Consider the following 22,070-nt stretch of genomic DNA (forward strand, 5'->3'; position numbering starts at 1 on the left):
ATAGGGTGAATGAAATTCTATATACTTGAATATAGACAGAATGACGTAATGAAGGCAGGTGAAACAAATGTTAAAACAAGATAATCAAATTCCTTTATATATCCAATTAAAGGAATCCATCCGCAGTTCGATTTTAAATGGGCAATTAAAGTTCGGAGATCAAATTCCCACTGAATTAGAATTGAGCGAAGAGTATAAGATTAGCAGGATTACGGTAAGAAAGGCAATCCTCGATTTAGTAGAAGAAGGCTATTTAGTTAAAAAGCAGGGGAAAGGTACGTTTGTAAACAAAAGGAAAATTGAAAGAAAAATCGTTCATTTTTTAAGCTTTACGGATGCTTGTAAAGCAAATGGTATGAAAGCCAGCAGTAAAGTCTTTAAAAAGGAAATTATTCAACCAACACCCAAGGATAAAGAAAGACTTCAACTCGATGAGGGAGATGCATTGTTATTCATTCAGAGAGTAAGATATGCGGATGAATCACCGATTATGATTGAAAATAACTACTTTTCATATAAAGATTTTCATTCATTATTAAATGAAAGCTTGGACGACTCTGTCTACAAGATATTGGAAGAAAAGCTGAATGTAAAACCAGATCGTGCGGGAGAGTTAACATTGGAGATTGTTCGTGCCACTGAGGAAGAGGTCAATTTACTTCATACATCGAGCGGAGAACCTCTTTTTTACATGGAAACAACGGTCTATGATGAAAACGACAGACCTGTGCATATTGGAAAACAGTATATTTTGGGTGATAGTTATAAATACAACTTGAAGTAATGAAAGCGATTACCCTTGTGCAGACGGAGCCCCTCTTTTTTAGGGGCCTTTTGTTTTTAAAGCGGGAAAAGTGAAGTGACCAGAAAATAACGGTGGTTCAAGTATACTACACTCCTTTTTACTCATTTCACTATTCCAAGCATGAAATCACCGTACAAGAATATGATTGTAGTAGTGAAAATGATAACAAGTCTAGTTTTTAAATGAAGAAGATGAACAATTAATGACAAATCTCACATACAATCTGGTGGTTTTGTAGTTAAATAGGAGTTGTTGTCGAATTATCGAAGCATAATAGCTTGATATATCAAGGGTTTATACGTCTTTTACTAGAATAAAAATGTCGTTTCCTGTATTTCCAATTTAAAGGAGGAGGCTTGTCGACACAGGTATCTATCAATGCTATAATGTATTCGGTTACAAATATTCATTAGTAAGAAAATTTTCAACATTGGAGGGGATAGACATGGAACTTCTAAATGTATATCAGAATAACTATCTGATTGTTTTTGTGTTTCTATGTCTCGGGGTATTGCTGCCTGCGGTAGCATTATATTTAGGTAAGCTTTTGCGTCCTCATGCACCAAGTGATGCAAAGAATACCACATATGAGAGCGGTGTTGAGCCATTTCACGATTCCCGTGTACAGTTCAATGTCCGCTATTATATTTTTGCCCTAATGTTTGTTATTTTTGATGTAGAAACTGTGTTTTTATATCCATGGGCTGTTGCCTATGATAAACTAGGCATTTTTGCATTGATCGAAATGTTAATTTTCGTTGTCATGCTGTTAATTGGCCTAGCCTATGCTTGGAAGAAGAAGGTGTTAAAATGGACCTAAAACTAGACAACGTATCGCCTCAGGAAATGGAAGAGTTACAGAGGAATGTATTTATGACAACACTAGAGCAGGTGAAAGCGTGGGCGCGAAGCAATTCGATCTACCCGCTGACATTTGGTCTGGCTTGTTGTGCGATTGAAATGATGGCCGTTGGTTCCTCCCACTATGACTTGGACCGATTCGGATCATTTTTCCGGACGTCGCCGAGGCAGTCGGACTGTATGATTGTGTCAGGGACCGTGACGAAAAAGATGGCACCAATTCTTCGCCGTTTATATGATCAAATGCCGGAGCCGAAATGGGTAATTGCGATGGGATCGTGTGCAACAGCAGGCGGACCATATGTGAAATCCTATTCCGTTGTTAAAGGTGTGGACCAAATCGTCCCTGTAGATGTTTATATCCCGGGATGCCCTCCAAACCCGGCCGCTTTAATATATGGAATCAATAAGTTAAAGGAAAAGATTCGTTACGAAGCGAAGACTGGGAAGAAGGTGATGTAATCCATGAGCGGGGAGAAAGATCTCGAACAATTAAAGCGAGAAGCCGCTGAAAAGGCAAAGGCGGCCGCACTAGCGAGACGCCAGGCGAAGGAAGCCGGAGAAAACGCACCAAAGCCTGAAGATACGCCAACCCCAGCAGGCGACGCTGACGATCTTGCCAAGAAAAAAGCTGCAGCAGCAGCGAAAGCGAAGGCAGCTGCACTCGCTAAAAAGCAACGAGAAGGAATCGCGGACGAAACAGTAGAAGCACCAGCAGCGGAAGCGGCGGGCGACGCTGATGATCTAGCGAAGAAAAAAGCAGCGGCAGCAGCGAAAGCCAAGGCAGCTGCACTCGCCAAAAAGCAACGGGAAGGCATGGTTGAGGAAACGGTTGCACTAGAAGCGGAGGCCCTAGCGGATGGCGATGATCTAGCGAAGAAAAAAGCAGCCGCAGCCGCGAAAGCAAAGGCTGCAGCATTAGCGAAAAAGCAACGAGAAGGCATCGCAGACGAACCAGCGGAAGCACCAGCAGCGGAAGCGGGCAGCGACGACGATCTAGCAAAGAAAAAAGCAGCCGCAGTGGCCAAAGCTAAAGCAGCGGCAGCCGCGAAGCGAAAAGCAGCGGAATTAGCCGGTGGTGCTTCAGAAGCCCCTGCAGGCGATGATGAAAAAGCAAAAGCCATTGCAGCCGCCAAAGCGAAGGCCGCCGCCGCAGCAAAAGCCAAAGCAGCAGCCGCAGCAAAAGCGGGCGGTGCAGCAGCAGGCGGCGATGACGAAAAAGCAAAAGCCATCGCAGCAGCGAAAGCAAAGGCCGCAGCGGCAGCAGCAGCCAAGGCGAAAGCAGCCGGCAAAGCGGGAGAAGCACCAGCACCAGCGGCTGAGGAAGCAGCTTCACCAAATCAGCCATTCCTGGATAAATACCGAAAAGTGATTGAGGAAAACCTGGGCGCTGAGGTTTTAGAAGATTCTTATATTAATAAACTGTCCAAAGACGTTCCAACACTCGTGGTAAAACGTGAATCCTACTATAAGCTTACACAATTTTTAAAATACAATGAGCTGTTAGGATTCGATTATTTATCCGAGATCCATGGAACCGATTTTCAAACACATATGGAAGTTTATGCTCATCTTTACTCATACAAAAACCGTCAATCCGTCGCTGTCATAGTGAAAATTGACCGAGATGAACCAACAATCGAGTCCGTCACGCCAATCTGGGCCGGTGCGGAATGGGCAGAATGTGAAGCTTATGATTTGCTCGGAATTAAGTTTACAGGACATCCGAATTTACGCCGAATCATGCTCGGAGAAGATTGGGTTGGCCATCCACTTAGAAAAGATTATGAGCCGTACGATGTGGAGGTATAGCCAATGATCAGAACAGAAGAAATGATGTTAAACGTAGGTCCTCAGCATCCAAGTACGCATGGAGTATTCCGGCTAGTTGTAAAAATTGATGGGGAAATTATTACCGAAGCAAACCCTGTCATCGGTTACTTACACCGCGGAACAGAAAAACTAGCTGAAAACCTGCAATATACTCAAATCATTCCCTATACAGACCGCTTGGACTATGTATCAGCGATGACGAACAACTATGTTCTCTGCCATGCAGTCGAAACGATGATGGGAATTAAAGTACCAGACCGGGCTGAATATTTAAGGATTCTTGCGATGGAATTAGGGCGGATTTCAAGCCATATCCTGTGGTGGGGAACCTTCCTCCTTGATATGGGGGCAGTCAGTCCATTCCTTTACGCTTTCCGTGACCGGGAAATGATTTTGAATTTCCTAAACGAATTATCCGGTGCCCGCCTAACCTTTAACTATATGCGTGTTGGCGGCGTCAAATGGGATGCTCCTGAAGGCTGGGTGGAAAGAGTTAAAGACTTTGTCCCTTACATGAGAGAACAAGTCAAAGGCTACCATGACCTTGTAACCGGAAACGAAATTTTCCTAAGCCGTGTCAAAGGTGTTGGGACATACACAAAAGATGATGCACTCAATTATTCCCTTAGCGGTGTAAACCTTCGCAGTACCGGTGTGAAATGGGATCTGCGCAAGGACGAACCATATTCGATTTATGACCGTTTTGATTTTGATGTACCGACCCTTGACGGCGGGGATGTCTGGGCACGCTACCAGCTGCGTCTATTGGAAATTGAAGAATCATTGAAAATTGTTGAGCAGGCCTGCGAACAATTTCCTGCAGAAGGGGACATACTCGCGAAAGTGCCGAAAATTATCAAAGCGCCTAAAGGCGAAGCATATGTCAGAATCGAAGCACCACGCGGAGAGATTGGCGTTTATATTAGCAGTGATGGTAAGAAAGAGCCGTATCGCCTAAAGCTGAGAAGGCCATCCTTCTACAATCTGCAAATTCTCCCTAAGCTATTAAAAGGAGAAAATATCGCAAACCTCATCGCCATTTTAGGGGGCATTGATATTGTCCTTGGGGAGGTTGACGGCTAATGATTAATAATCTGCTCCAATCAAGTCCTGGATTGTTCAATTTTCTCATCTTCTTTTTACTCGGAGTCATTTTACTTTTAGTCGTGCTTGGCTTCGTTACCTACGGGATTTTAGCAGAGCGGAAGGTCATGGGGTACATGCAGCTCCGCCACGGTCCGAACCAAGTCGGCGGCCGCTGGGGACTCTTGCAAACCGTTGCTGACGTCTTAAAGCTATTATTAAAAGAAGATATTATTCCGACACTAGCGGACCGTCCATTATTTATTTTGGCACCAGTCATTGCCTTTGCACCGTCGTTCATGGTGCTTGCAACGCTTCCGTTTACCGACAAATTTCAATTTGCTGATATCGGTGTCGGCTTGCTTTACTACATCGCGGTTTCCGGGTTAACCACACTTGGAGTCGTAACCGGCGGCTGGGCTTCAAACAACAAGTACGCCCTTATCGGGGGAATGCGTGCGGCAGCCCAAATGATTTCCTATGAAATCCCGCTTGTCATGTCAGTGGTGGGAATCATTCTTATCACCGGCAGCTTAAACCTAAACGATATTGTACACCAACAAAGCCATGGCTGGTTTATCCTATTACAGCCAATCGCTTTTATCGTCTTTTTAATCGCATCGGTCGCAGAATTAAACCGGACACCATTTGACCTTCCGGAATCGGAATCAGAGCTTGTCGCTGGATACCACGTAGAATACTCAGGATTCCGCTGGGCATTCTTCATGCTGGCCGAGTATGTGTACCTATTTGCGATGACGTCACTAATTGTGACCATCTTCCTTGGCGGATGGCTGCCACCATTCCATTTCCTTGGATTTATCCCAGGGGCCGTTTGGTTCGCACTCAAATTCGCCGTTGTCCTATTCGTCTACATCTGGTTCCGCGTAGCGTTCCCACGTCTGCGTGCCGACCATTTGATGGAAATGGGCTGGAAAGTATTACTGCCAGTATCCTTGGCAAACATCTTCCTAACCGCCTTAATCAAAACCTTATTTTTTTAAAAAGGAACTTATTTCGCCTTCAGCGAGAATAGAGTTGTCCAATACCTTGACTGCCGCACGTTTGGCAGATAAGCAAACTTTAAAATGATAAAAGGGGTGAAAAACGTGCTTGGATTAGCAAAAGGCTTGAAATATACCCTAAAACAATTAACAAAAGAAAAGGTCACCTATGACTATCCGAATAAGCCGCTGCCACTGCCTGACCGGTTCCGCGGCATTCAAAAATTCTATCCGGAAAAATGTATCGTCTGTAACCAGTGCATGAACATTTGCCCGACCGAATGTATTGATTTAGTCGGTAAAAAACATCCGGATCCAACGAAAAAGGGAAAAATCATCGATACCTATGATATTAACTTTGAAATCTGCATCCTTTGTGATCTATGTACAGAGGTATGCCCGACAGAAGCGATTATCATGACCAATAACTTCGAGCTTGCTGAATACAGCAGGGATGCTCTATTTAAAAACCTTGAATGGTTAGATGAAAACGACGAAAACATACGGCAGGTGAATAAACCATGACATTTTCAGGCGAGTTTCTCGCATTTTTGGGTCTTGCCTTGGCTGCGGTCATCGGTGGTGTGCTGCTTTTAAACCTGACAAAGGTTATGCACATGGTCGTTGCCCTCATATTCACTTTCGTTGCCATTGCCGGCATCTATGTTATGCTGTCAGCAGAATTCGTTGCAGGTGTCCAAATCTTAATTTATTCAGGTGCAATTACCATTATTATGCTTTTTGGAATCATGTTAACGAAGCATGATGACGAAAGTGAACCAACAACTGGCAAACTCCGAAAGTTTCTATTGTTCTTAGGGGTTGTAGGCTTCGCCTTTGCCGTATACATCGGGATCTATAACTTCAATATCGAACAAGTTCCTACCACTTTGCATGAAAATAACACCATGCAAATCGGTAAAGCTCTTTACTCAAAATGGGTGATTCCATTTGAGTTAACCTCTGTTTTACTTTTAGTGGCATTGGTTGGGGCGATTGTTTTAGCGAAAAAAGACAAGAAGGAGGCGGACGACGAATGAGTTCAGTTCCTGCTTCAGCCTTCCTGGCCCTTGCGCTGATTCTATTTTGCATCGGATTGTACGGTGCCTTAACAAAACGCAACACCGTAATTGTCCTAATCTCGATTGAATTAATGCTGAATGCTGTTAACATCAACTTGGTTACTTTCAGTAAATACGGCTTAGCACCGTCCATTACCGGACAAATCTTTGCCCTATTTGCCATCTGCGTTGCCGCAGCAGAAGCAGCCGTCGGATTAGCCATCCTCATTTCGCTTTACAACAACCGTAAGACGGTGAACATTGACGAAATGAACAAATTGAAAAACTAATCCAACAAGGGATTTTCAACTGGAAAATCTTGAATATTTTGTGAATGAATGCGCAGGTAGTGTTTTATAGCCTGTGATGAGGTGAGTGGTCTTGACCACACCTTTATCTGTCCTGCTATTTTTAGCGGGCCCAATCTGACGCGCAATTTTATAAAATTTACAGCGGTAGCGCGTTTAAAAAAGGGGATCGTGATATTGATGGAAAATGCATGGATCATACCGCTTTTCCCGCTATTATCGTTTGTGCTCCTTCTTCTTTTCGGGAAGCGCCTGAAGGAGGCGAGTGCATATGTGGGAATTCTGCTCACATTGGCATCGCTTGTTTATTCGGTGTTAGTGCTCTTTGAACGCTTCACAGAGCCAACCTATATGACAAAGGCAGACTGGCTGACGATAGGAGATCTTCATTTAACAGCGGGCTTTGAAGTGAACCAATTAAATGCATTAATGCTAGTGATTGTATCGCTCGTAAGTTGCTTAGTACATACCTATTCAAAAGGGTACATGCATGGTGACGAGCGGTTCCACGTTTTCTATGCTTATTTAGGACTATTTACCTTTGCAATGCTTGGTCTGGTCATTTCACCAAACCTTTTGCAAACCTATATTTTCTGGGAGCTTGTCGGGGTCGGTTCCTTCCTCTTAATCGGTTTTTATTTTTACAAAGAAGAGGCAAGGGCTGCTGCTAAAAAGGCCTTCATCATGACCCGTATCGGGGACGTTGGGCTTTTAATCGGGATGATCCTCTTGTTCTGGGAAACGAAAAGCTTTGAATATAGTGAAATTTTTGCTGCCGTCCAAAACGGGGCTGTTTCACAATCGATGATCACCTTAACAGCCATTCTGATCTTTATCGGGGCTGTTGGTAAATCAGGTCAGTTCCCGCTTCATACGTGGCTGCCTGATGCGATGGAAGGTCCGACACCAGTTTCGGCGTTAATCCACGCCGCAACAATGGTTGCTGCCGGGGTTTACTTAGTTGCAGCATTGTTCCCATTGTTCTTAGCAAGTAAAACAGCGCTGCTTGTCATTGCCGTGATCGGCGGGATTACAGCGATTTTTGCCGCAAGCATCGGTCTTGTGCAAACAGATATTAAGCGGGTATTAGCCTATTCAACGGTCAGTCAGCTTGGCTACATGATGCTTGCCCTCGGATCTGCCGGCTATGTGGCGGGTGTGTTCCACTTAATGACACATGCATTCTTTAAAGCATTGCTGTTCCTTGCAGCAGGTAGTGTCATCCATGCGGTACATACACAAAACATCGAGGAAATGGGCGGCCTTTGGAAAAAGCTTCGTCTGACAGGACCATTATTCTTAATCGGAACGCTTGCCATCAGTGGGGTTCCACTTTTATCAGGCTTCTTCAGTAAAGATGAAATTTTAGCGGCTGCATGGGCAGATGGACATTATGTCCTATTCTTGTTGGCTCTAATTGCAGCATTCTTTACAGCATTTTATATGTTCCGCCTGTTCTTCATGGTATTTACCGGAGAAGCACGCGGAGATCAAAAACATGTTCACGAATCGCCTTCCAATATGACGATCCCGATGATCATTCTTGGCGTCTTGGCGATTATTGGAGGTTATGTGAACACTCCATGGTTTGGAACCTTCTTTGGCGATTGGCTTGTGGATGGAAACGAAGTGCTTGCACACCACGCCCATGCGGAAGGTCCAGGATGGATTATGCCTGCCGCAACCATTGTATCCTTGCTTGGAATTTTCCTTGCATGGTTGATCTACGGAAAACGTTCCGTATCACGCAACTGGTTGAGCGGGAAAGGCGATACGCTTCATACGATTTTATTAAACAAATATTACATCGACGAATTTTACCAAATGACAGTGGTTGCTGTTACAACCGGAATCAGCTACTTCCTCAAGTTCATTGACACCTTTATTGTAGAGGGAATTGTGAAGGGTGTTGTCGGATTTGTACAGGGACTTGGAGCATCCGGTTCGAAAATGCAGACCGGACAGGTTCAAACTTATGGTGCGGTTGCCTTCGTGGGTCTTGCTGTTCTAGCTGTCATCTTTGCGTTAACAGGGGGGTACTTAAAATGAATCTAACATCCGTTCTTTCAATCCTAGTATTCTCCCCGTTACTAGGGATTGTGATTTTAGCATTCATGCCAAAGACTGCGGAAAAAGCAATCAAAGCGATTGGCTTCCTTGCTACATTGCCGGCCTTGCTCCTGGCACTTGCCGTGTATTTACATTATCAAGCAGGTAAAAACCTAGCGGACTTTTCCGTATCGGTTCCGTGGATTAAATTTGGGAATCTAACCGGTGCCGCAAAGGATTTGTTATCGGTTCGTTATGAGCTTGCAATCGGCGGCTTCCAGCTGTTATTAGTTGTATTAACAGCAGTCATTGCAACGTTGTCAGCAATCGGCGCTGCTAAATTTGTGAAAAAAGAATGGAAAGGCTACTTCATGCTGTTCCTTCTTTTAGAAATTGGCATGCTCGGCGTATTTACAGCGGAAAACTTAATTTTGTTCTTTATCTTCTTCGAGGTAACCTTAATTCCAACCTTCTTCTTAATCGGAAAATGGGGTTATTTTGAAAAAGAAAAGGCCGCATTCAGCTTCTTAATCTACAATGGATTAGGTTCTGCGGTATTATTAATCGCCATTATGATCTTGTTTTCAAAAACAGGAACAACGAATATTGAGCAATTACAGCATATTGTTAATGTCAAAGGCGGTCCGATTTCGGGTGATTTAAAGATGGGCTTGTTTATTGCCTTGCTCATTGCCTTTGGTGTAAAATTACCAATTTTCCCATTGCACAGCTGGATGCTCCGCGTTCACGTACAAGCACCGCCGTCAGTGGTTATGATTCACTCTGGTATTCTACTAAAAATCGGTGCGTATGGTTTGATTCGTTTCGGAATGGGAATTTTCCCGGCACAGTTTGATAAGCTTGCCGTCATGCTGGCCATCCTTGGGGTAATCAATCTCTTGTATGGTGCTTTCTTGGCATTCATTCAATCCGACTTCAAAATGGTTTTGGCTTATTCTTCGATTTCTCACATGGGAATTGTGTTAATCGGTCTTGCGGCGATGAATGAAGCAGGTATTCAAGGGGCGATTTTCCAGGTGGTTTCCCACGGGTTAATCTCTGCCTTATTGTTCTTCCTTGTCGGTGTGTTCTACGAGCGCACAGATACATCTTTAATCGAAAGTCTTGGTGGGATGGCGAAGGGGATGCCGCGGGCTGCAGGCTTCTTGCTTGCCGGTGGTCTTGCTTCACTCGGACTTCCTGGTATGTCTGGATTCGTCAGTGAATTCATGGCGTTCCTCGGCTTGTTCAAAGAAATGCCGGTGATTGCCGCTGTTGGGACCATCGGGATTATCATGACAGCTGTTTATTTACTTCGTGCGGTTCTAGGGATTACCTATGGTCAGGCACATCGTGAATTTACTGGTGTTGTCGATCTAAAAGGTGTTGAACTTGTACCGGTTGTTGTTTTGATCGCTTTAATCGTGTTAATCGGTGTTTATCCAAGTGTTCTAAGCTCACCACTTCATGCCACACTTGAAACTATATTGCTTGGGATAGGAGGGTGACGCGGGATGGATATCAAAGCATTGGAATCATTTAACTGGGGCGCTATGACACCGGAATTCATCATCGTGGGTGTTGCCGCCGTCCTAACCCTTCTGGATTTATTTATGCCGAAAAGTCAGGATCGCAGAATTCTTGGCTGGATTGGGATTGTCGGGATTTTTGCCGCATTGATTTCAGTAATGGGAATGATTGACCAAGGAACGGTTTCAATTTTAAATGACACCTTCCGTCTTGATGGATTTGGCAAGGCGTTTAAAGTTCTTCTTCTTGTTGGTGCTGCTCTAGTCATGTTCTTAGCGGTCAGCTATGAACCGAAAGACGGCATGAAGGAATATCATGGCGAGTTTTTCTATCTGTTTTTAACAGCCTTGCTCGGCGCGATGGTTATGACTTCAAGCGGAGACTTGATTACATTATTTATCGGTCTAGAATTACTTTCAATTTCATCTTATATCCTTGCAGGGATGCGCAAACGCAATGACGCCTCGAATGAATCGGCATTGAAATACGTCATCAATGGCGGGATTTCCACTGCGATTACCTTGTTCGGGATGAGCTATGTGTATGGTTTAACTGGCACAACGAATTTACTTTCGATTGCCGGACAGCTGCAAAGTCTTGCGGATGGGCAGCATGTCTATCTGCTAGGTTTAGCATTTTTGATGATTTTCGTTGGTTTATCCTTTAAGCTGGCGGCTGCTCCTTATCATATGTGGGCACCAGATGTTTATCAGGGAGCACCAACACCTGTTACTGCATTTTTGAGCGTTGTTTCAAAAACAGCCGGTTTCGTGATTGTCATCCGTATTTTGTTATCCGTATTCGGCGTGGCTGCATCGGAAGGCCCTGGTTCTGCACCAATTTTATATAAAATGCAGGATTACATCAGCTTTATCGCGGCAGCAACGATGATTATCGGGAACGTCGTTGCCTTGAAACAGACGAATATTAAAAGAATGTTTGCGTACTCAAGTATTGCCCATGCCGGTTACATCCTTGTGGCATTTGCATCGATGAACTTCATCATGTTCGATGCCATCTGGTTCTACCTGCTTGCCTACTTGTTCATGAACCTTGGCGCTTTCGCTGTGATTCAATTGGTTTCAGAAAAAACTGGTACCGAGCGGATTGCCGATTATGCCGGTCTTTATCGCCGTTCGCCGGTTCTTGCAGTTGCGATGGGAATTTTACTTGTTTCGTTAGCAGGTTTCCCGGGAACGGCCGGATTTATCGGAAAGCTTAATATCTTTATCGGAACCTTTGCGGGTGAATCCCATTATGTATTAGCGTCGATTATGATCGCCACAACGGTGATATCGTACTTCTACTATTTCGGTGTCATGACGCAAATCTTCTTCCGTCCTGCTGCAGACGAAAGCAAGTTCAATATTCCATTTGGAATTTTGGTTGTCTTAATCGTCGCTGTCGTGGCATCCGTGCTATTTGGAGTCGCGCCAAACCTGGCTCTAGACTTCCTGCACAACCACTTCAATCAATTTGCAGACTTTTTGCAATAAAAAAAGAGGCCCGCGGGCCTCTTTTTGTGTTATTTAGCGTTCGATTTCATCTTTTACTTCACCATAACCTTCCTTTATTTTTCCTTTTACTTTATCCACTTTTCCTTCCGCTTCCTTTGAATGATCATCGGTTAATTTACCCCATTGCTCCTTGGCTTCGCCTTTGACCTGATCAAGATTGCCTTTTACTGTTTCTTTATTCATGTTAACTTCCTCCTTTGTTTTAGTTTCAATTGGTAAATACCCCTTTGAAAAATGGATTAAACCTGATCAGTAGAAATGTTTAAAAGTAAAAGGACGGGGTAGTACATATAGCAAGCAAATGCGAGAAAAGGAGATGGAAAAATGAATCTAAATCAAATGATGAATGGGTGGTCCTACTACCTTCAGCAAATCCCGAATCTATTGCTTGCACTTCTCGTCTTACTGGTAGGCTGGCTTATCGCAAAAGCGATTGGTAAGGCAGTCGAAGCGGGGTTAAAGAAAACAAATCTCGATAATAAGCTATTCTCTAATGTTGGAAAAAGAAAGGTTTCATCAGAAGTCATTATCGGAAAAATTGTTTACTATCTTTTACTCGTTTTTGTCTGGATTATCTTCTTTAATATGCTGAATCTCGGCTTAATTGCAGCACCGCTTGTCAAAATGGTTTCCACTTTGACAGGGGCGATCCCGAATCTATTAAAAGCAGCGTTGATTCTGTTGCTGGCTTGGGTCGTTGCCTATCTAGTCCGGATGCTGTTTATTAAAGCGGCTTCCATGTTTCATTTCGAACGCCACCTTGTAAAATGGAAGATGAACAAGAGTGAAGTAGATGCTTTTAATGTAATTAATAGTATTGCAAAAGGGCTTTTCTATTTTATTCTGCTATTATTTTTACCAGCCGTACTAGGGGCATTACATATGGAGGGGATTTCGGATCCATTCTCACATGCTCTAAGCTCAATGTTATCGTTTATTCCGAAGCTGTTTGCCGCAGCACTGATTGGATTCATTGGCTGGCTGATTGCGAAGATCGTGCGTGATATTGTAACGAATCTATTAAAGAGTATTGGAATGGATTCAATTGGCCAGCGAATGGGGCTGATGGACAATCTATCTGGTGTGATTGGGAATATTGCGTTTGTACTTGTGTTAATTCCAGCGATTATATCAGCACTGGAAAAGCTGGACTTAAAAGGGATTTCCGATCCGGCAATTGCGATGTTGCATCATGTATTGACACTGATTCCAAATGTTTTGGTGGCCATTGTCTTTATTTTAGCAGGCCTATGGGTTGGAAAATGGTTAGAAAAAATGGTGGCACGAATGCTATGGCGTTTGAAGTTTGATAGTTTATTTCATCAAATGGGCATCGGTTCACTAACTCCGGAGAAATCAAAATATACGCTTTCACAAGTGGTTGGATTGCTTGTTAAAATCATTGTGGTATTGTTGTTTACGGCAGAGGCCTTGCAAATTGTCCATTTAAATTTCTTAGTGACATTGGCTTCAGGTGTGATTGCTTATTTACCAATGCTGTTGGCGGCGATTGTCATTCTCGGGGTTGGCTTATATTTAGGTCAATTAGTCGGGCGTGTCCTGCAAAATGTTCTCCAGCACCGCTACGCACGAACACTGGCCGCGGTAGCGAAATATACAATCTTTGCGATTACCGTGTTTATGGCATTGGATCAATTAGGTGTAGCTCATTCGATCGTGAATGCTGCGTTTATCCTTGTCTTAGGCGGCTTGGCGCTCGCGTTCGGTCTTGCGTTTGGGATTGGCGGAAAAGAGTTTGCCGGGAAATATTTGCGGAAGCTAGATGAGAAGCTGAGTGAAGGGAAAAATATTTAGAAGTGACAATCCGAATCCTTGGGTGGATTCGGATTGTTTTTTGATTCGCAAATAAATGGAGTGGATTCACAAATAAATGATTCAAATTCGCAAATAAAATGGTTCAATTCGCAAATAAATTACCCAAATCCGCAAATAAAATACAAGAGTCCGTAACTAGGGTGTACTTTAGCCCCTCAATACGAAAAAAGAAGCTGAAAAAGTCCTCAAAGGAGTTCTTGTTCTGCTTCTTTTTCGTTCATTATCGCTAAATCTTCATGAAAGGCTTCATAAATTGCCTTCTTAGTGCCATATAACAGGACTTGATCGCCTTCATGAAGGGGTGTATCAAATAAATTACTTCTAATTTTCACGTTGCCGCGTTGGATGAACAGGACATTGAGTTCCAGTTGGCCCAAGCCTTCTATTACATGATTAAAGGTATGTCTAGCAAGCTTAGATTCTCTGAAAACAGGAAGATATAGCAAGGTATCCTCTTTATCTTTCAAAAAAACCTCCCGAATTGGTAAATCGGCGAGCTCTACATTCTGTTTCATTTTTCGATTAAATAAGCTTGATAGTTTCCGCTGCATCCAGGTTAGTTTAAGGGCCAGATAAACGAGCAAAACCATAATAGCAAGAACGAAAATCTCCTTTGCCTGCAGCCCCTTTGATAAAAACTGGCTAATGGATGAGATAATCACGGCTAAAGAAAACGCTCCAAACAAAATCAGAAACGTCGCTAGCTTGCGACGAATGGGATGACCTAATATAAGTTCCGATTCATCGGTGGTAAATCCCGTGCCGGTCATCAAAGAAATGACCTGGAACCGCGAAATCTCTACCCTCAGTCCAGTTAAGCGAAATAAAATCACAAAAATTTCAATGACAGCGACAATAATGATGAAATAAATCAGTAAAAAGAGTAAAGTCATTTTTCACCTCTCATAAAAATAGTTGGGGCAAAATATGCCCCAACTATCTATTGAATCTTCTCATTATAGAATTTTACTGAATACATTGCGCCTTCATCCACCATCTTATTATCCTCTATATCATGTGGGTGCGGGTGACCGCCTTTATGAATGGGAAGTTGTTCGCTTTTTTCATAAACAGTCGGCATAATCTTTCGTTTCCATTCCCTTAAAAAATTCTCTGCCTTGATGCGATTCGGTTTATTGGATAACCACATTGCCGAAGCGCCAACCCCTGCCACCACGAGTGATGTCATTCCAATACTTCGTTTCATATTATCCTACCTCCTCAAAATTTTGAAGCTTATTTATCCATACCCGCTCTTTTAGCGGATGAAACGTTTTACTGACGATAAAAACGGGGATTAACTAGAAAAAAGGAGATTGCGATGGAAAAAGTATTGGGTGAGAACAAGTGGAAGTGGATTCAGTTAAATAAATGCGAGATTGAACGTGTGGCGATGGAGGGGCTTCAAAGTGAATGGCTGGAACGGGTTCGGAAAAATAAGAGTAACTGCCTTCGGGTGGAAATGCTCGAAAATGGGGAAAAGGCGGTACATGCCTCGCTAATTTATCAGCAAAGCTTTAAAGAGGAACAAGATAATAAAATCTTTCATTTCCATTTAACAACGAACAAATGGGTAACGGTTGATCTTGATTTGAGCTCTTTTCCGTTAAAAGGAATGGATAAGGCGGAAACGGCGGTTGATGGCTTTTTGCTATTTTTAGGAGAGTTGCTGAATGAAATGTTAGGAGAAATTGATCAATTTGAGGAATCACTTAAGACCTTGATTTGGAGCGTCCGTAAACAGAATGAAACGAGGATTCTTGAACTGTTGTATCGCCAAAGGCATGAGTTGTTGGTGTGGAAAAATCTCTTAATCCCAATAAAGGAGTTGATCATGGCAATCGAGGAAGTCAATCTTCATAAGGGTGGTAATGAGGAGATTTATTTCTGCAGCTCTAAGCGGATGGAACGGGCCTTTGCTCTGCTGAATGAGTATGAACATGAGCTCGATTCGATGATTAATTTGGAAGAAGTCATCTCCTCCCATCGCGGCAATGAAATTATGAAAACTCTAACCGTGATTACGACGATTTTTACCCCGATTATGGCATTTGGGGCGCTATGGGGAATGAATTTCAAGCATATGCCTGAGCTTGGGTGGAAGTATGGCTACCCTTTTTCGATTATCATCACGATTGTCTCAACACTTTTGCTATATGGTTATTTAAAGATAAAAGGGTGGACAGGTGATTTGTTGAAAGGGAAAAGAAAGGGTTCGTTTTTTAAATAATGTGTTTAAGTAATGGAAAAGGGTGGTATTACAACAATAAGGCTAGCAAAGGAAAGGGGTGATTGAAGTATGCAGCTGCAAATTCAGTAAGTGCTCGTGAAAAAGCAGGATATGAAGGGCAGCAATTTTAAAAAAAGAGGAGGAATGGAAAATGGCTAAGAGTTTATATGATGAAAAGAGTATCGAGGAAACAGGTCTTCAAGAGGGACAAGCTGCAGATAACAATCAAGATAGAGAAGTAGATGAGGAAAGCTTGAGAAGAACCGCTTCACAATATGATCATGAAAAATACCAATATCAGAAAAGTCGAAATGACGGGGAATCCGCGTCAGGCTATAATATCGAACAAACCACGGATTAGAAGATATTCCCGGGAATTCCTGAAGTTGATTAAATATATGTGCGAGGGACTAGTGTGTCTCTCGCTGTTTTCGTACGAGTGGGCATACTATGATAAAACTAGATACATAGAAGGTGTGAATGAAAAGGGGGGAGACGATGAATATTGTCATTGTGGACGATAATCTGACGAATTTAATGATTATCGAAAAAATCCTTCAAAAAGACGGCTATGATCGCATCGTCAAGCTTTCATCTGCCAAAGAATTGTATGAATATTTGCAGCTGGATGGGCCGGAGAGGGAGGAGGCCCCGGTCGATTTAATTCTGCTGGATCTGATGATGCCGGAAATTGATGGTGTCGAGGCGTGCCGGACGATTCTTGCACAGGAGCGGTACCAGGACCTTCCGATCATTTTTGTAACAGCAATGGGAGATTCCTATAAGATGGCGGAAGCGATGGATGCCGGTGCGCTTGATTATGTGATGAAGCCAATTAATAAGATTGAGTTGCTGGCGAGGATTCGGTCTGTTCTCCGTTTAAAGCAGGAGAAGGATCTACGGAAGGAACGCGATCGGCGAATTCAGTTTGAGTTGGATTTGGCGAAACAGGTACAGGTAAGCATGCTCAGTCATCCGATTCAGGATGAAAAGGTTTCGATTTCGGCGGTCTATCGTCCGTCTTTTGAGCTTGCCGGTGATTTGTATGCCTGGCACCAGATTAGCCCGAACCGCTATGCGGTGATTTTGCTTGATATGATGGGGCATGGGATTTCTTCTTCGCTCATGTGTATGTACATCTATTCTGTTTTAAAGGATACGATTGTCGAATTTGGTGATCCCGAGTCGGTGATGAAGGAGTTGAATCGCCGGATGAATCAGCTTCATTTCCCGGATAGTTTGATCAACTATTATTTTACCGCGATTTATTTTGTGCTTGATACGGAGCAGCAGACGATTGAGTATGTGAATGCCGGCCATCCGGCGGGGATTGCGATTGTTGATGAGGAAGTGAAGCTTTTGACAGAAGGCTGCTGTGCAATTGGATTTTTTGAGGATATTGAGGTAATAAAAGGGGTTATTCACTATTTGGAAGAGGCGCGGCTGTTATTGTTTACGGACGGGTTGTCGGAATGGTTGGAGGAGGAGTATGAGGACGCGACTTCGAAAATTATTCGGACGTTGCAGGAAAAGGGGAATGATACTCCTGCGTTAATTCTGGAGAAGATTCAGCAAAGCGCCGAGCCGCTGAATGTGCCTAAGGATGATATGTGCTTGGTGATGATTTCGGCGAACGCATGATTTTAGTCGCAGGAAACACCGCACAAAAAAACGTACACCCTCGTGTACGTTTTTTAATCTTTTACCCTTCCAAAAATGCCTCCAGCATCCAGCGGTGCTTCTCGAGCGACGTTCGAATCGCAATAAACATATCAGCCGTCGGTTGATCATCATGATCCTCTGCGGCCGTAATTCCCTTCGTCAACTCACCGCAAATCATCTCAAAGTCCTCAGCCAGTGTCTTCACCATTGCCGCTGTATCCTCATCACCAGATGCCTCTTTAATTGAAGCCAGCCCCAATTGTTCCTTCAAGGTTGCTGTTGGCAGGGCGCGCAGCGACAGCATTCGTTCCGCAATCGTATCAAAATGAAGTCCGGCTTCTTTATACAGCTCTTCAAATTTTAGGTGAAGCGTGAAAAACTGCTCGCCTTTGACATACCAGTGATAATGATGCAGCTTCATGTACAGAACCGAGAAATTCGCCACCTGCTGATCGAGTACCTTTGTAAGCTGAGCGGTTTTGTCCTTAGTTTTTGTAGTAGCCATAAAAAATCCCTCCATTCACTTGATATCTATTCAATACCCGTCCATCTCTCAAACTAAACAAAAAACAAGTTTACAAGAATGTTTCAGAAGTTTTTCGTATTGGTAAAATTACCCTAACAATAGTCGTAAACACCGAAATTAACATGAAAAATATGGTAGAATGATGGCGTTATCCTTGTATAATGATACCGGGAAGAGGGCGATGATCATAAAAAATATTAAATTCAATATTCAAGCAAAAATCATTACAGGCTATTTAACCATCTTGATATGCCTTGGGATCTCTCTACTAATCGTCAATGATAGAATGACAGATTTACAGAAGCAGGCAGACTTCCTTTCCAGTCATGATATCCAAGTCCACGACTTGGTCAATCAGCTGCAAAAAAATGTTCTCGACATGGAAACCGGCATGCGAGGCTATGTGATCACGGGAGATAACCAATATCTGGACCCCTATGAGGAGGGAAGCAGAAGCTGGCTGGTTAATTATAATAAGCTTCATTCGCTATTAATGTATAACAAGAACCAGAAGCATAACCTCGAGGAAATCAAACCGCTAATCCAAAGCTGGATCAAAAACTCCGGGGAATATGTGATCGAGGCGAAAAAGGCAAATGATACAGCTGCCTTAAATCAGCATTTTAAAGAAAACACGGGGAAAAAGCTGACTGATCAACTGAATAAACAATTTGATTCCTTTCTTGAGGAAGAAAAGCAGTTGACCGCGAAACGGATTGATAAACTGAATCAAAATAATATGAATTTAAGAATTACTTTTTATACGATTATCATATTAGTGTCCATCATCACATTAGTAACGGCCTTTTCACTCGGGAACTCGATTGTAAAAACGATCAGGCAGGTTGTAAGAACGATTCAAAGCATCACTGAATCCAAAGTCGATCTTTCCACACGCATAAAAGTGAAAACCCGTGATGAGACCCGTGACCTGGCCGATGCGATGAACAATCTCCTCAGCAGTTTGGAGAAGCAAAGCTGGATTCAGAAAAGTATGACGGAAATCTCGACAATGTATCAGGGAATCACCGATATCACCGTGCTAGCTCAAACCTTTATCACAAAGCTTGCCCCGTTGCTCGATGCTGTTTATGGGGTCGTCTATTTGCGGAAAGCGGATGGTCAAGGCGTTCATTTTGTCAAAACAGCGGGCTATGCGATTAAAGATCAGGATGTTGCCTCAAGCTTTCGCCTAGGGGAAGGGATGGTGGGACAATGTGCCCTGGATCAAAGAATTTTTCTTATCGACACTTTGCCTGAAGATCATATCAAACTAACCTCCGGCCTAGGAGCATCCTCGCCGACCCATTTACTAGTTGCTCCGATCGTGGTGGACGGCAAGGTCGAGGCAGTCGTTGAGTTCGCTGCACTGCAGCCATTTCAAACGCAGCACCTCACCTTATTGGACCAGCTTCAAGATAAATTCGGTTCATCGATTACGAGTGTGCTCGGACGGATGGAAGTAGAGAGACTGCTTAGTGAATCCCAGGTAATGACAGAGGAATTACAAGCACAATCGGAAGAACTTCAAGCGCAATCGGAGGAATTGCAAATGCAGCAGGAACAGCTGCAAATCTCCAATGACTTTTTAGAAGAGCAAAACCATCATGCCGAACAACGGGCCGCAGAGCTGAAAAAAGCGAAGGATGAATTAGTCGAATATTCGTTGAAGCTTGAGGAGAGCTCGCAATATAAATCGGATTTCCTTGCGAATATGTCGCATGAGTTGCGCACACCGTTGAACAGTATTCTTATCCTCTCGCAAATGCTGATGGAAAATAATCAGGAAATGGACAAGGCAGAGGTCGAGGAATATTCACGCGTCGTGTACACGGCTGGGGAAGATTTGCTGCGGCTGATCGATGATATCCTTGATTTATCGAAAATTGAGGCCGGGAAAATTGAAATTTTAACTGACGAAGTGAATGTCACAGAGATTCCGCAACTATTAAAAAACATGTTTGATCCGGTTGCAGCGAAAAAGAGGGTGGCGTTTGAGGTCATAACACATCCGGATGTCCCTCCAGTCATCTCGACTGATGGACAAAGATTGCAGCAGATTTTAAAAAATCTTTTATCGAATGCCTTTAAATTCACTGAACAAGGGTCAGTAACGGTACGATTGGAGCTTGCTCCGCCAGACATTGCGGAAACATTAGAGGTGGAAGGACCGGTTATGGCGATTTCCGTGACGGATACGGGCATTGGAATACCTGCTGAAAAGCAGCAAATTATTTTTGATGCCTTCCAACAAGTGGACGGGACCACGAATCGTCAATACGGCGGCACCGGCTTAGGACTTTCGATTTGCCGCGAATTTACCCGTTTGCTTGGCGGTTTGATTAAGCTTGAAAGTGAACCGCATAAGGGAAGTACATTTACCATTTATATTCCGAGCAGACTCGAGTCTGAGGTGCAGCAAGAAGAACAGGGGCTTAAGGAGGTAGCAGCAGGGGTCAACGAAGTAGCAGCGACGCAAGTTCCTTTTGAAATAAAATCCCCTTCCTCTGAACACTTATTTAAAGGGAAAAAGGTGCTCCTTGTAGATGATGATGCCCGTAATGTTTTCGCCCTTGTGACGGCGCTTGAGCGAAAAGGAATGGTCGTACAAGTGGCCGAAAACGGGAAACAGGCATTGGATATTTTACGGGACAACACTGACTTTGATCTTATTTTTATGGATATTATGATGCCGGTGATGGGCGGCTATGAGGCAATGAAGGCAATCCGTCACGATCTAAAGATGGTCCATTTGCCGATTATTGCCCTAACCGCGAAGGCGATGAAAGGGGAACGCAGCAAATGTATGGAAGCGGGGGCCTCTGACTATATTATGAAACCATTAAATATTGATCAGCTCTTCTCGCTGATGCGAGTGTGGCTGACAGAGCAGGTGAACCAATCATGAGTGAATTAATCGTTGAAACGGAAGAGTTTTCGCCGACAGAGCTGCAGAATATTGAAATGAATTTGCTGCTCGAAGGACTCTATCAGATGCATGGATATGACTTTCGCGGCTATGTCCGAGCCTCGTTATTCAGAAGGGTTACCAACCGGATGAAGATGGAAAAGCTGGAGACAATTACTTCATTATTGGAAAAAGTACTTCATGAACCGGATTGTTTGGAGCGGCTGCTCAATGATTTGTCAATTCGGATGACGGAAATGTACCGGGACCCTAGCTTTTTTGCTGCCTTTCGTCAGGAAGTGGTCCCATTGCTGCGCGAGCTTCCGGAAATTCGGATTTGGCACGCCGGCTGTGCGACTGGGGAAGAGGTTTACTCCATGGCCATCTTGATGCAGGAAGAGGGACTCGCGGAAAAAACGACCATCTATGCAACGGATATGAATGAGCGCGCGCTAAAGGTGGCGCAAAAGGGAGCGTTCCCGCTGAAGAAAATGCAGCAATATACGAAAAATTATTTGGCTGCGGGGGGAAATAAGGCTTTTTCTGAATATTATACGACGGATCATCAGTTTGCTTATTTTTGCCCGAAGATGAAGGAGAAACTGATTTTTGCACAGCACAATTTAGTAACGGACAGTTCATTTAATGAGTTCCATGTCATATTGTGCCGGAATGTTATGATTTATTTTAACAGCGAGCTGCAGCAGAACGTCCATCGTCTCATGTACAACAGTTTGGCGAATGGAGGCTTCTTCGGCCTGGGCAGTAAGGAATCGATTTTGTTTGTCCCGAAAGAGATTCAGTATGAGGAATTCAATTCGCAAGAGAGAATCTACCAGAAGCAATAAGAAACGGCC

At 43.5% G+C, this 22,070-nt stretch carries 22 protein-coding genes; 18 read left to right on the top strand and 4 right to left on the bottom strand.

Annotation, left to right across the window (positions count from 1 at the left end; translation table 11 throughout):
* Positions 1 to 67: 67 nt before the first annotated feature.
* The 12 genes from M028_RS0103605 to nuoN all read left to right on the top strand — a co-directional run bounded on the left by M028_RS0103605 (position 68) and on the right by nuoN (position 12,030).
* Positions 68 to 784 carry a GntR family transcriptional regulator gene (locus tag M028_RS0103605; RefSeq protein ID WP_026572694.1) on the top strand — a complete coding sequence of 239 codons (717 nt, stop codon included), beginning with the start codon at positions 68 to 70 and terminating at the stop codon, positions 782 to 784.
* A 466-nt stretch (positions 785 to 1,250) separates the two neighbouring features.
* Complete coding sequence (locus M028_RS0103610; protein ID WP_026572695.1) at positions 1,251 to 1,625, top strand: NADH-quinone oxidoreductase subunit A; 375 nt, start codon at positions 1,251 to 1,253, stop codon at positions 1,623 to 1,625.
* Positions 1,616 to 2,128: a NuoB/complex I 20 kDa subunit family protein gene (locus tag M028_RS0103615; RefSeq protein ID WP_026572696.1), complete on the top strand. Its 513-nt coding sequence runs from the start codon at positions 1,616 to 1,618 to the stop codon at positions 2,126 to 2,128. The genes M028_RS0103610 and M028_RS0103615 overlap by 10 nt, the downstream gene beginning before the upstream one ends.
* Before the next feature lie 3 nt (positions 2,129 to 2,131).
* Positions 2,132 to 3,478 (top strand): NADH-quinone oxidoreductase subunit C, encoded by a 1,347-nt coding sequence (locus M028_RS0103620; protein ID WP_026572697.1) that lies wholly within the window; start codon positions 2,132 to 2,134, stop codon positions 3,476 to 3,478.
* A gap of 3 nt (positions 3,479 to 3,481) precedes the next feature.
* Complete coding sequence (locus M028_RS0103625) at positions 3,482 to 4,582, top strand: NADH-quinone oxidoreductase subunit D (protein WP_026572698.1); 1,101 nt, start codon at positions 3,482 to 3,484, stop codon at positions 4,580 to 4,582.
* Positions 4,582 to 5,586 (top strand): NADH-quinone oxidoreductase subunit NuoH, encoded by a 1,005-nt coding sequence (gene nuoH / locus M028_RS0103630; protein ID WP_026572699.1) that lies wholly within the window; start codon positions 4,582 to 4,584, stop codon positions 5,584 to 5,586. Before M028_RS0103625 ends, nuoH begins: the two co-directional genes overlap by 1 nt.
* Before the next feature lie 105 nt (positions 5,587 to 5,691).
* Positions 5,692 to 6,111: an NADH-quinone oxidoreductase subunit NuoI gene (nuoI, locus tag M028_RS0103635; protein WP_026572700.1), complete on the top strand. Its 420-nt coding sequence runs from the start codon at positions 5,692 to 5,694 to the stop codon at positions 6,109 to 6,111.
* On the top strand, positions 6,108 to 6,626 hold the full coding sequence (locus M028_RS0103640; RefSeq protein WP_026572701.1) for an NADH-quinone oxidoreductase subunit J: 519 nt from the start codon (positions 6,108 to 6,110) through the stop codon (positions 6,624 to 6,626). The genes nuoI and M028_RS0103640 overlap by 4 nt, the downstream gene beginning before the upstream one ends.
* Positions 6,623 to 6,937, top strand: a complete 315-nt coding sequence (gene nuoK, locus M028_RS0103645) for an NADH-quinone oxidoreductase subunit NuoK (protein WP_026572702.1) — start codon at positions 6,623 to 6,625, stop codon at positions 6,935 to 6,937. Before M028_RS0103640 ends, nuoK begins: the two co-directional genes overlap by 4 nt.
* A 195-nt stretch (positions 6,938 to 7,132) precedes the next feature.
* Positions 7,133 to 9,004 carry an NADH-quinone oxidoreductase subunit L gene (gene nuoL / locus M028_RS0103655; RefSeq protein ID WP_026572704.1) on the top strand — a complete coding sequence of 624 codons (1,872 nt, stop codon included), beginning with the start codon at positions 7,133 to 7,135 and terminating at the stop codon, positions 9,002 to 9,004.
* The gene (locus M028_RS0103660) at positions 9,001 to 10,512 is read left to right on the top strand and encodes an NADH-quinone oxidoreductase subunit M (protein WP_026572705.1); all 1,512 of its coding nucleotides are present in this window, start codon (positions 9,001 to 9,003) and stop codon (positions 10,510 to 10,512) included. Before nuoL ends, M028_RS0103660 begins: the two co-directional genes overlap by 4 nt.
* A gap of 6 nt (positions 10,513 to 10,518) precedes the next feature.
* A complete protein-coding gene (gene nuoN, locus M028_RS0103665) occupies positions 10,519 to 12,030 on the top strand; it encodes an NADH-quinone oxidoreductase subunit NuoN (RefSeq protein WP_026572706.1) in 1,512 nt (503 codons plus the stop codon).
* A 33-nt stretch (positions 12,031 to 12,063) separates the two neighbouring features.
* On the opposite strand, the gene M028_RS29340 is transcribed toward nuoN, so the two are convergent.
* Positions 12,064 to 12,234, bottom strand: coding sequence for a CsbD family protein (locus M028_RS29340; RefSeq protein WP_035423704.1), 171 nt, complete (start codon positions 12,232 to 12,234; stop codon positions 12,064 to 12,066).
* Positions 12,235 to 12,375: 141 nt separating this feature from the next.
* Between M028_RS29340 and M028_RS0103675 the strand changes: the two genes are divergently transcribed.
* Complete coding sequence (locus M028_RS0103675) at positions 12,376 to 13,866, top strand: mechanosensitive ion channel (RefSeq protein WP_026572707.1); 1,491 nt, start codon at positions 12,376 to 12,378, stop codon at positions 13,864 to 13,866.
* A gap of 206 nt (positions 13,867 to 14,072) precedes the next feature.
* Here the strand turns inward: M028_RS0103675 and M028_RS0103680 are convergent, their stop codons facing one another.
* Positions 14,073 to 14,780, bottom strand: a complete 708-nt coding sequence (locus tag M028_RS0103680; RefSeq protein WP_026572708.1) for a hypothetical protein — start codon at positions 14,778 to 14,780, stop codon at positions 14,073 to 14,075.
* A 47-nt stretch (positions 14,781 to 14,827) separates the two neighbouring features.
* On the bottom strand, positions 14,828 to 15,094 hold the full coding sequence (locus tag M028_RS0103685; protein WP_026572709.1) for a hypothetical protein: 267 nt from the start codon (positions 15,092 to 15,094) through the stop codon (positions 14,828 to 14,830).
* Positions 15,095 to 15,208: 114 nt separating this feature from the next.
* On the opposite strand from M028_RS0103685, the gene M028_RS0103690 reads away from it, so the two are divergent.
* The 3 genes from M028_RS0103690 (at position 15,209) to M028_RS0103700 (ending at position 17,758) form a co-directional block, all read left to right on the top strand.
* Positions 15,209 to 16,117: a magnesium transporter CorA family protein gene (locus M028_RS0103690; protein WP_026572710.1), complete on the top strand. Its 909-nt coding sequence runs from the start codon at positions 15,209 to 15,211 to the stop codon at positions 16,115 to 16,117.
* Positions 16,118 to 16,268: 151 nt separating this feature from the next.
* Complete coding sequence (locus M028_RS0103695; protein WP_026572711.1) at positions 16,269 to 16,478, top strand: hypothetical protein; 210 nt, start codon at positions 16,269 to 16,271, stop codon at positions 16,476 to 16,478.
* 137 nt (positions 16,479 to 16,615) lie between these two features.
* Positions 16,616 to 17,758 (top strand): PP2C family protein-serine/threonine phosphatase, encoded by a 1,143-nt coding sequence (locus M028_RS0103700; RefSeq protein WP_026572712.1) that lies wholly within the window; start codon positions 16,616 to 16,618, stop codon positions 17,756 to 17,758.
* 61 nt (positions 17,759 to 17,819) lie between these two features.
* On the opposite strand, the gene M028_RS0103705 is transcribed toward M028_RS0103700, so the two are convergent.
* Positions 17,820 to 18,284: a Dps family protein gene (locus tag M028_RS0103705; protein ID WP_026572713.1), complete on the bottom strand. Its 465-nt coding sequence runs from the start codon at positions 18,282 to 18,284 to the stop codon at positions 17,820 to 17,822.
* A gap of 202 nt (positions 18,285 to 18,486) precedes the next feature.
* Between M028_RS0103705 and M028_RS0103710 the strand changes: the two genes are divergently transcribed.
* Complete coding sequence (locus M028_RS0103710; RefSeq protein WP_231510767.1) at positions 18,487 to 21,213, top strand: CHASE3 domain-containing protein; 2,727 nt, start codon at positions 18,487 to 18,489, stop codon at positions 21,211 to 21,213.
* Positions 21,210 to 22,061 (top strand): CheR family methyltransferase, encoded by an 852-nt coding sequence (locus M028_RS0103715; protein ID WP_026572715.1) that lies wholly within the window; start codon positions 21,210 to 21,212, stop codon positions 22,059 to 22,061. The genes M028_RS0103710 and M028_RS0103715 overlap by 4 nt, the downstream gene beginning before the upstream one ends.
* Positions 22,062 to 22,070 lie beyond the last annotated feature (9 nt).

The organism is Bacillus sp. UNC438CL73TsuS30 (genome assembly GCF_000482325.1).
GTDB lineage: Bacteria > Bacillota > Bacilli > Bacillales > Cytobacillaceae > Neobacillus.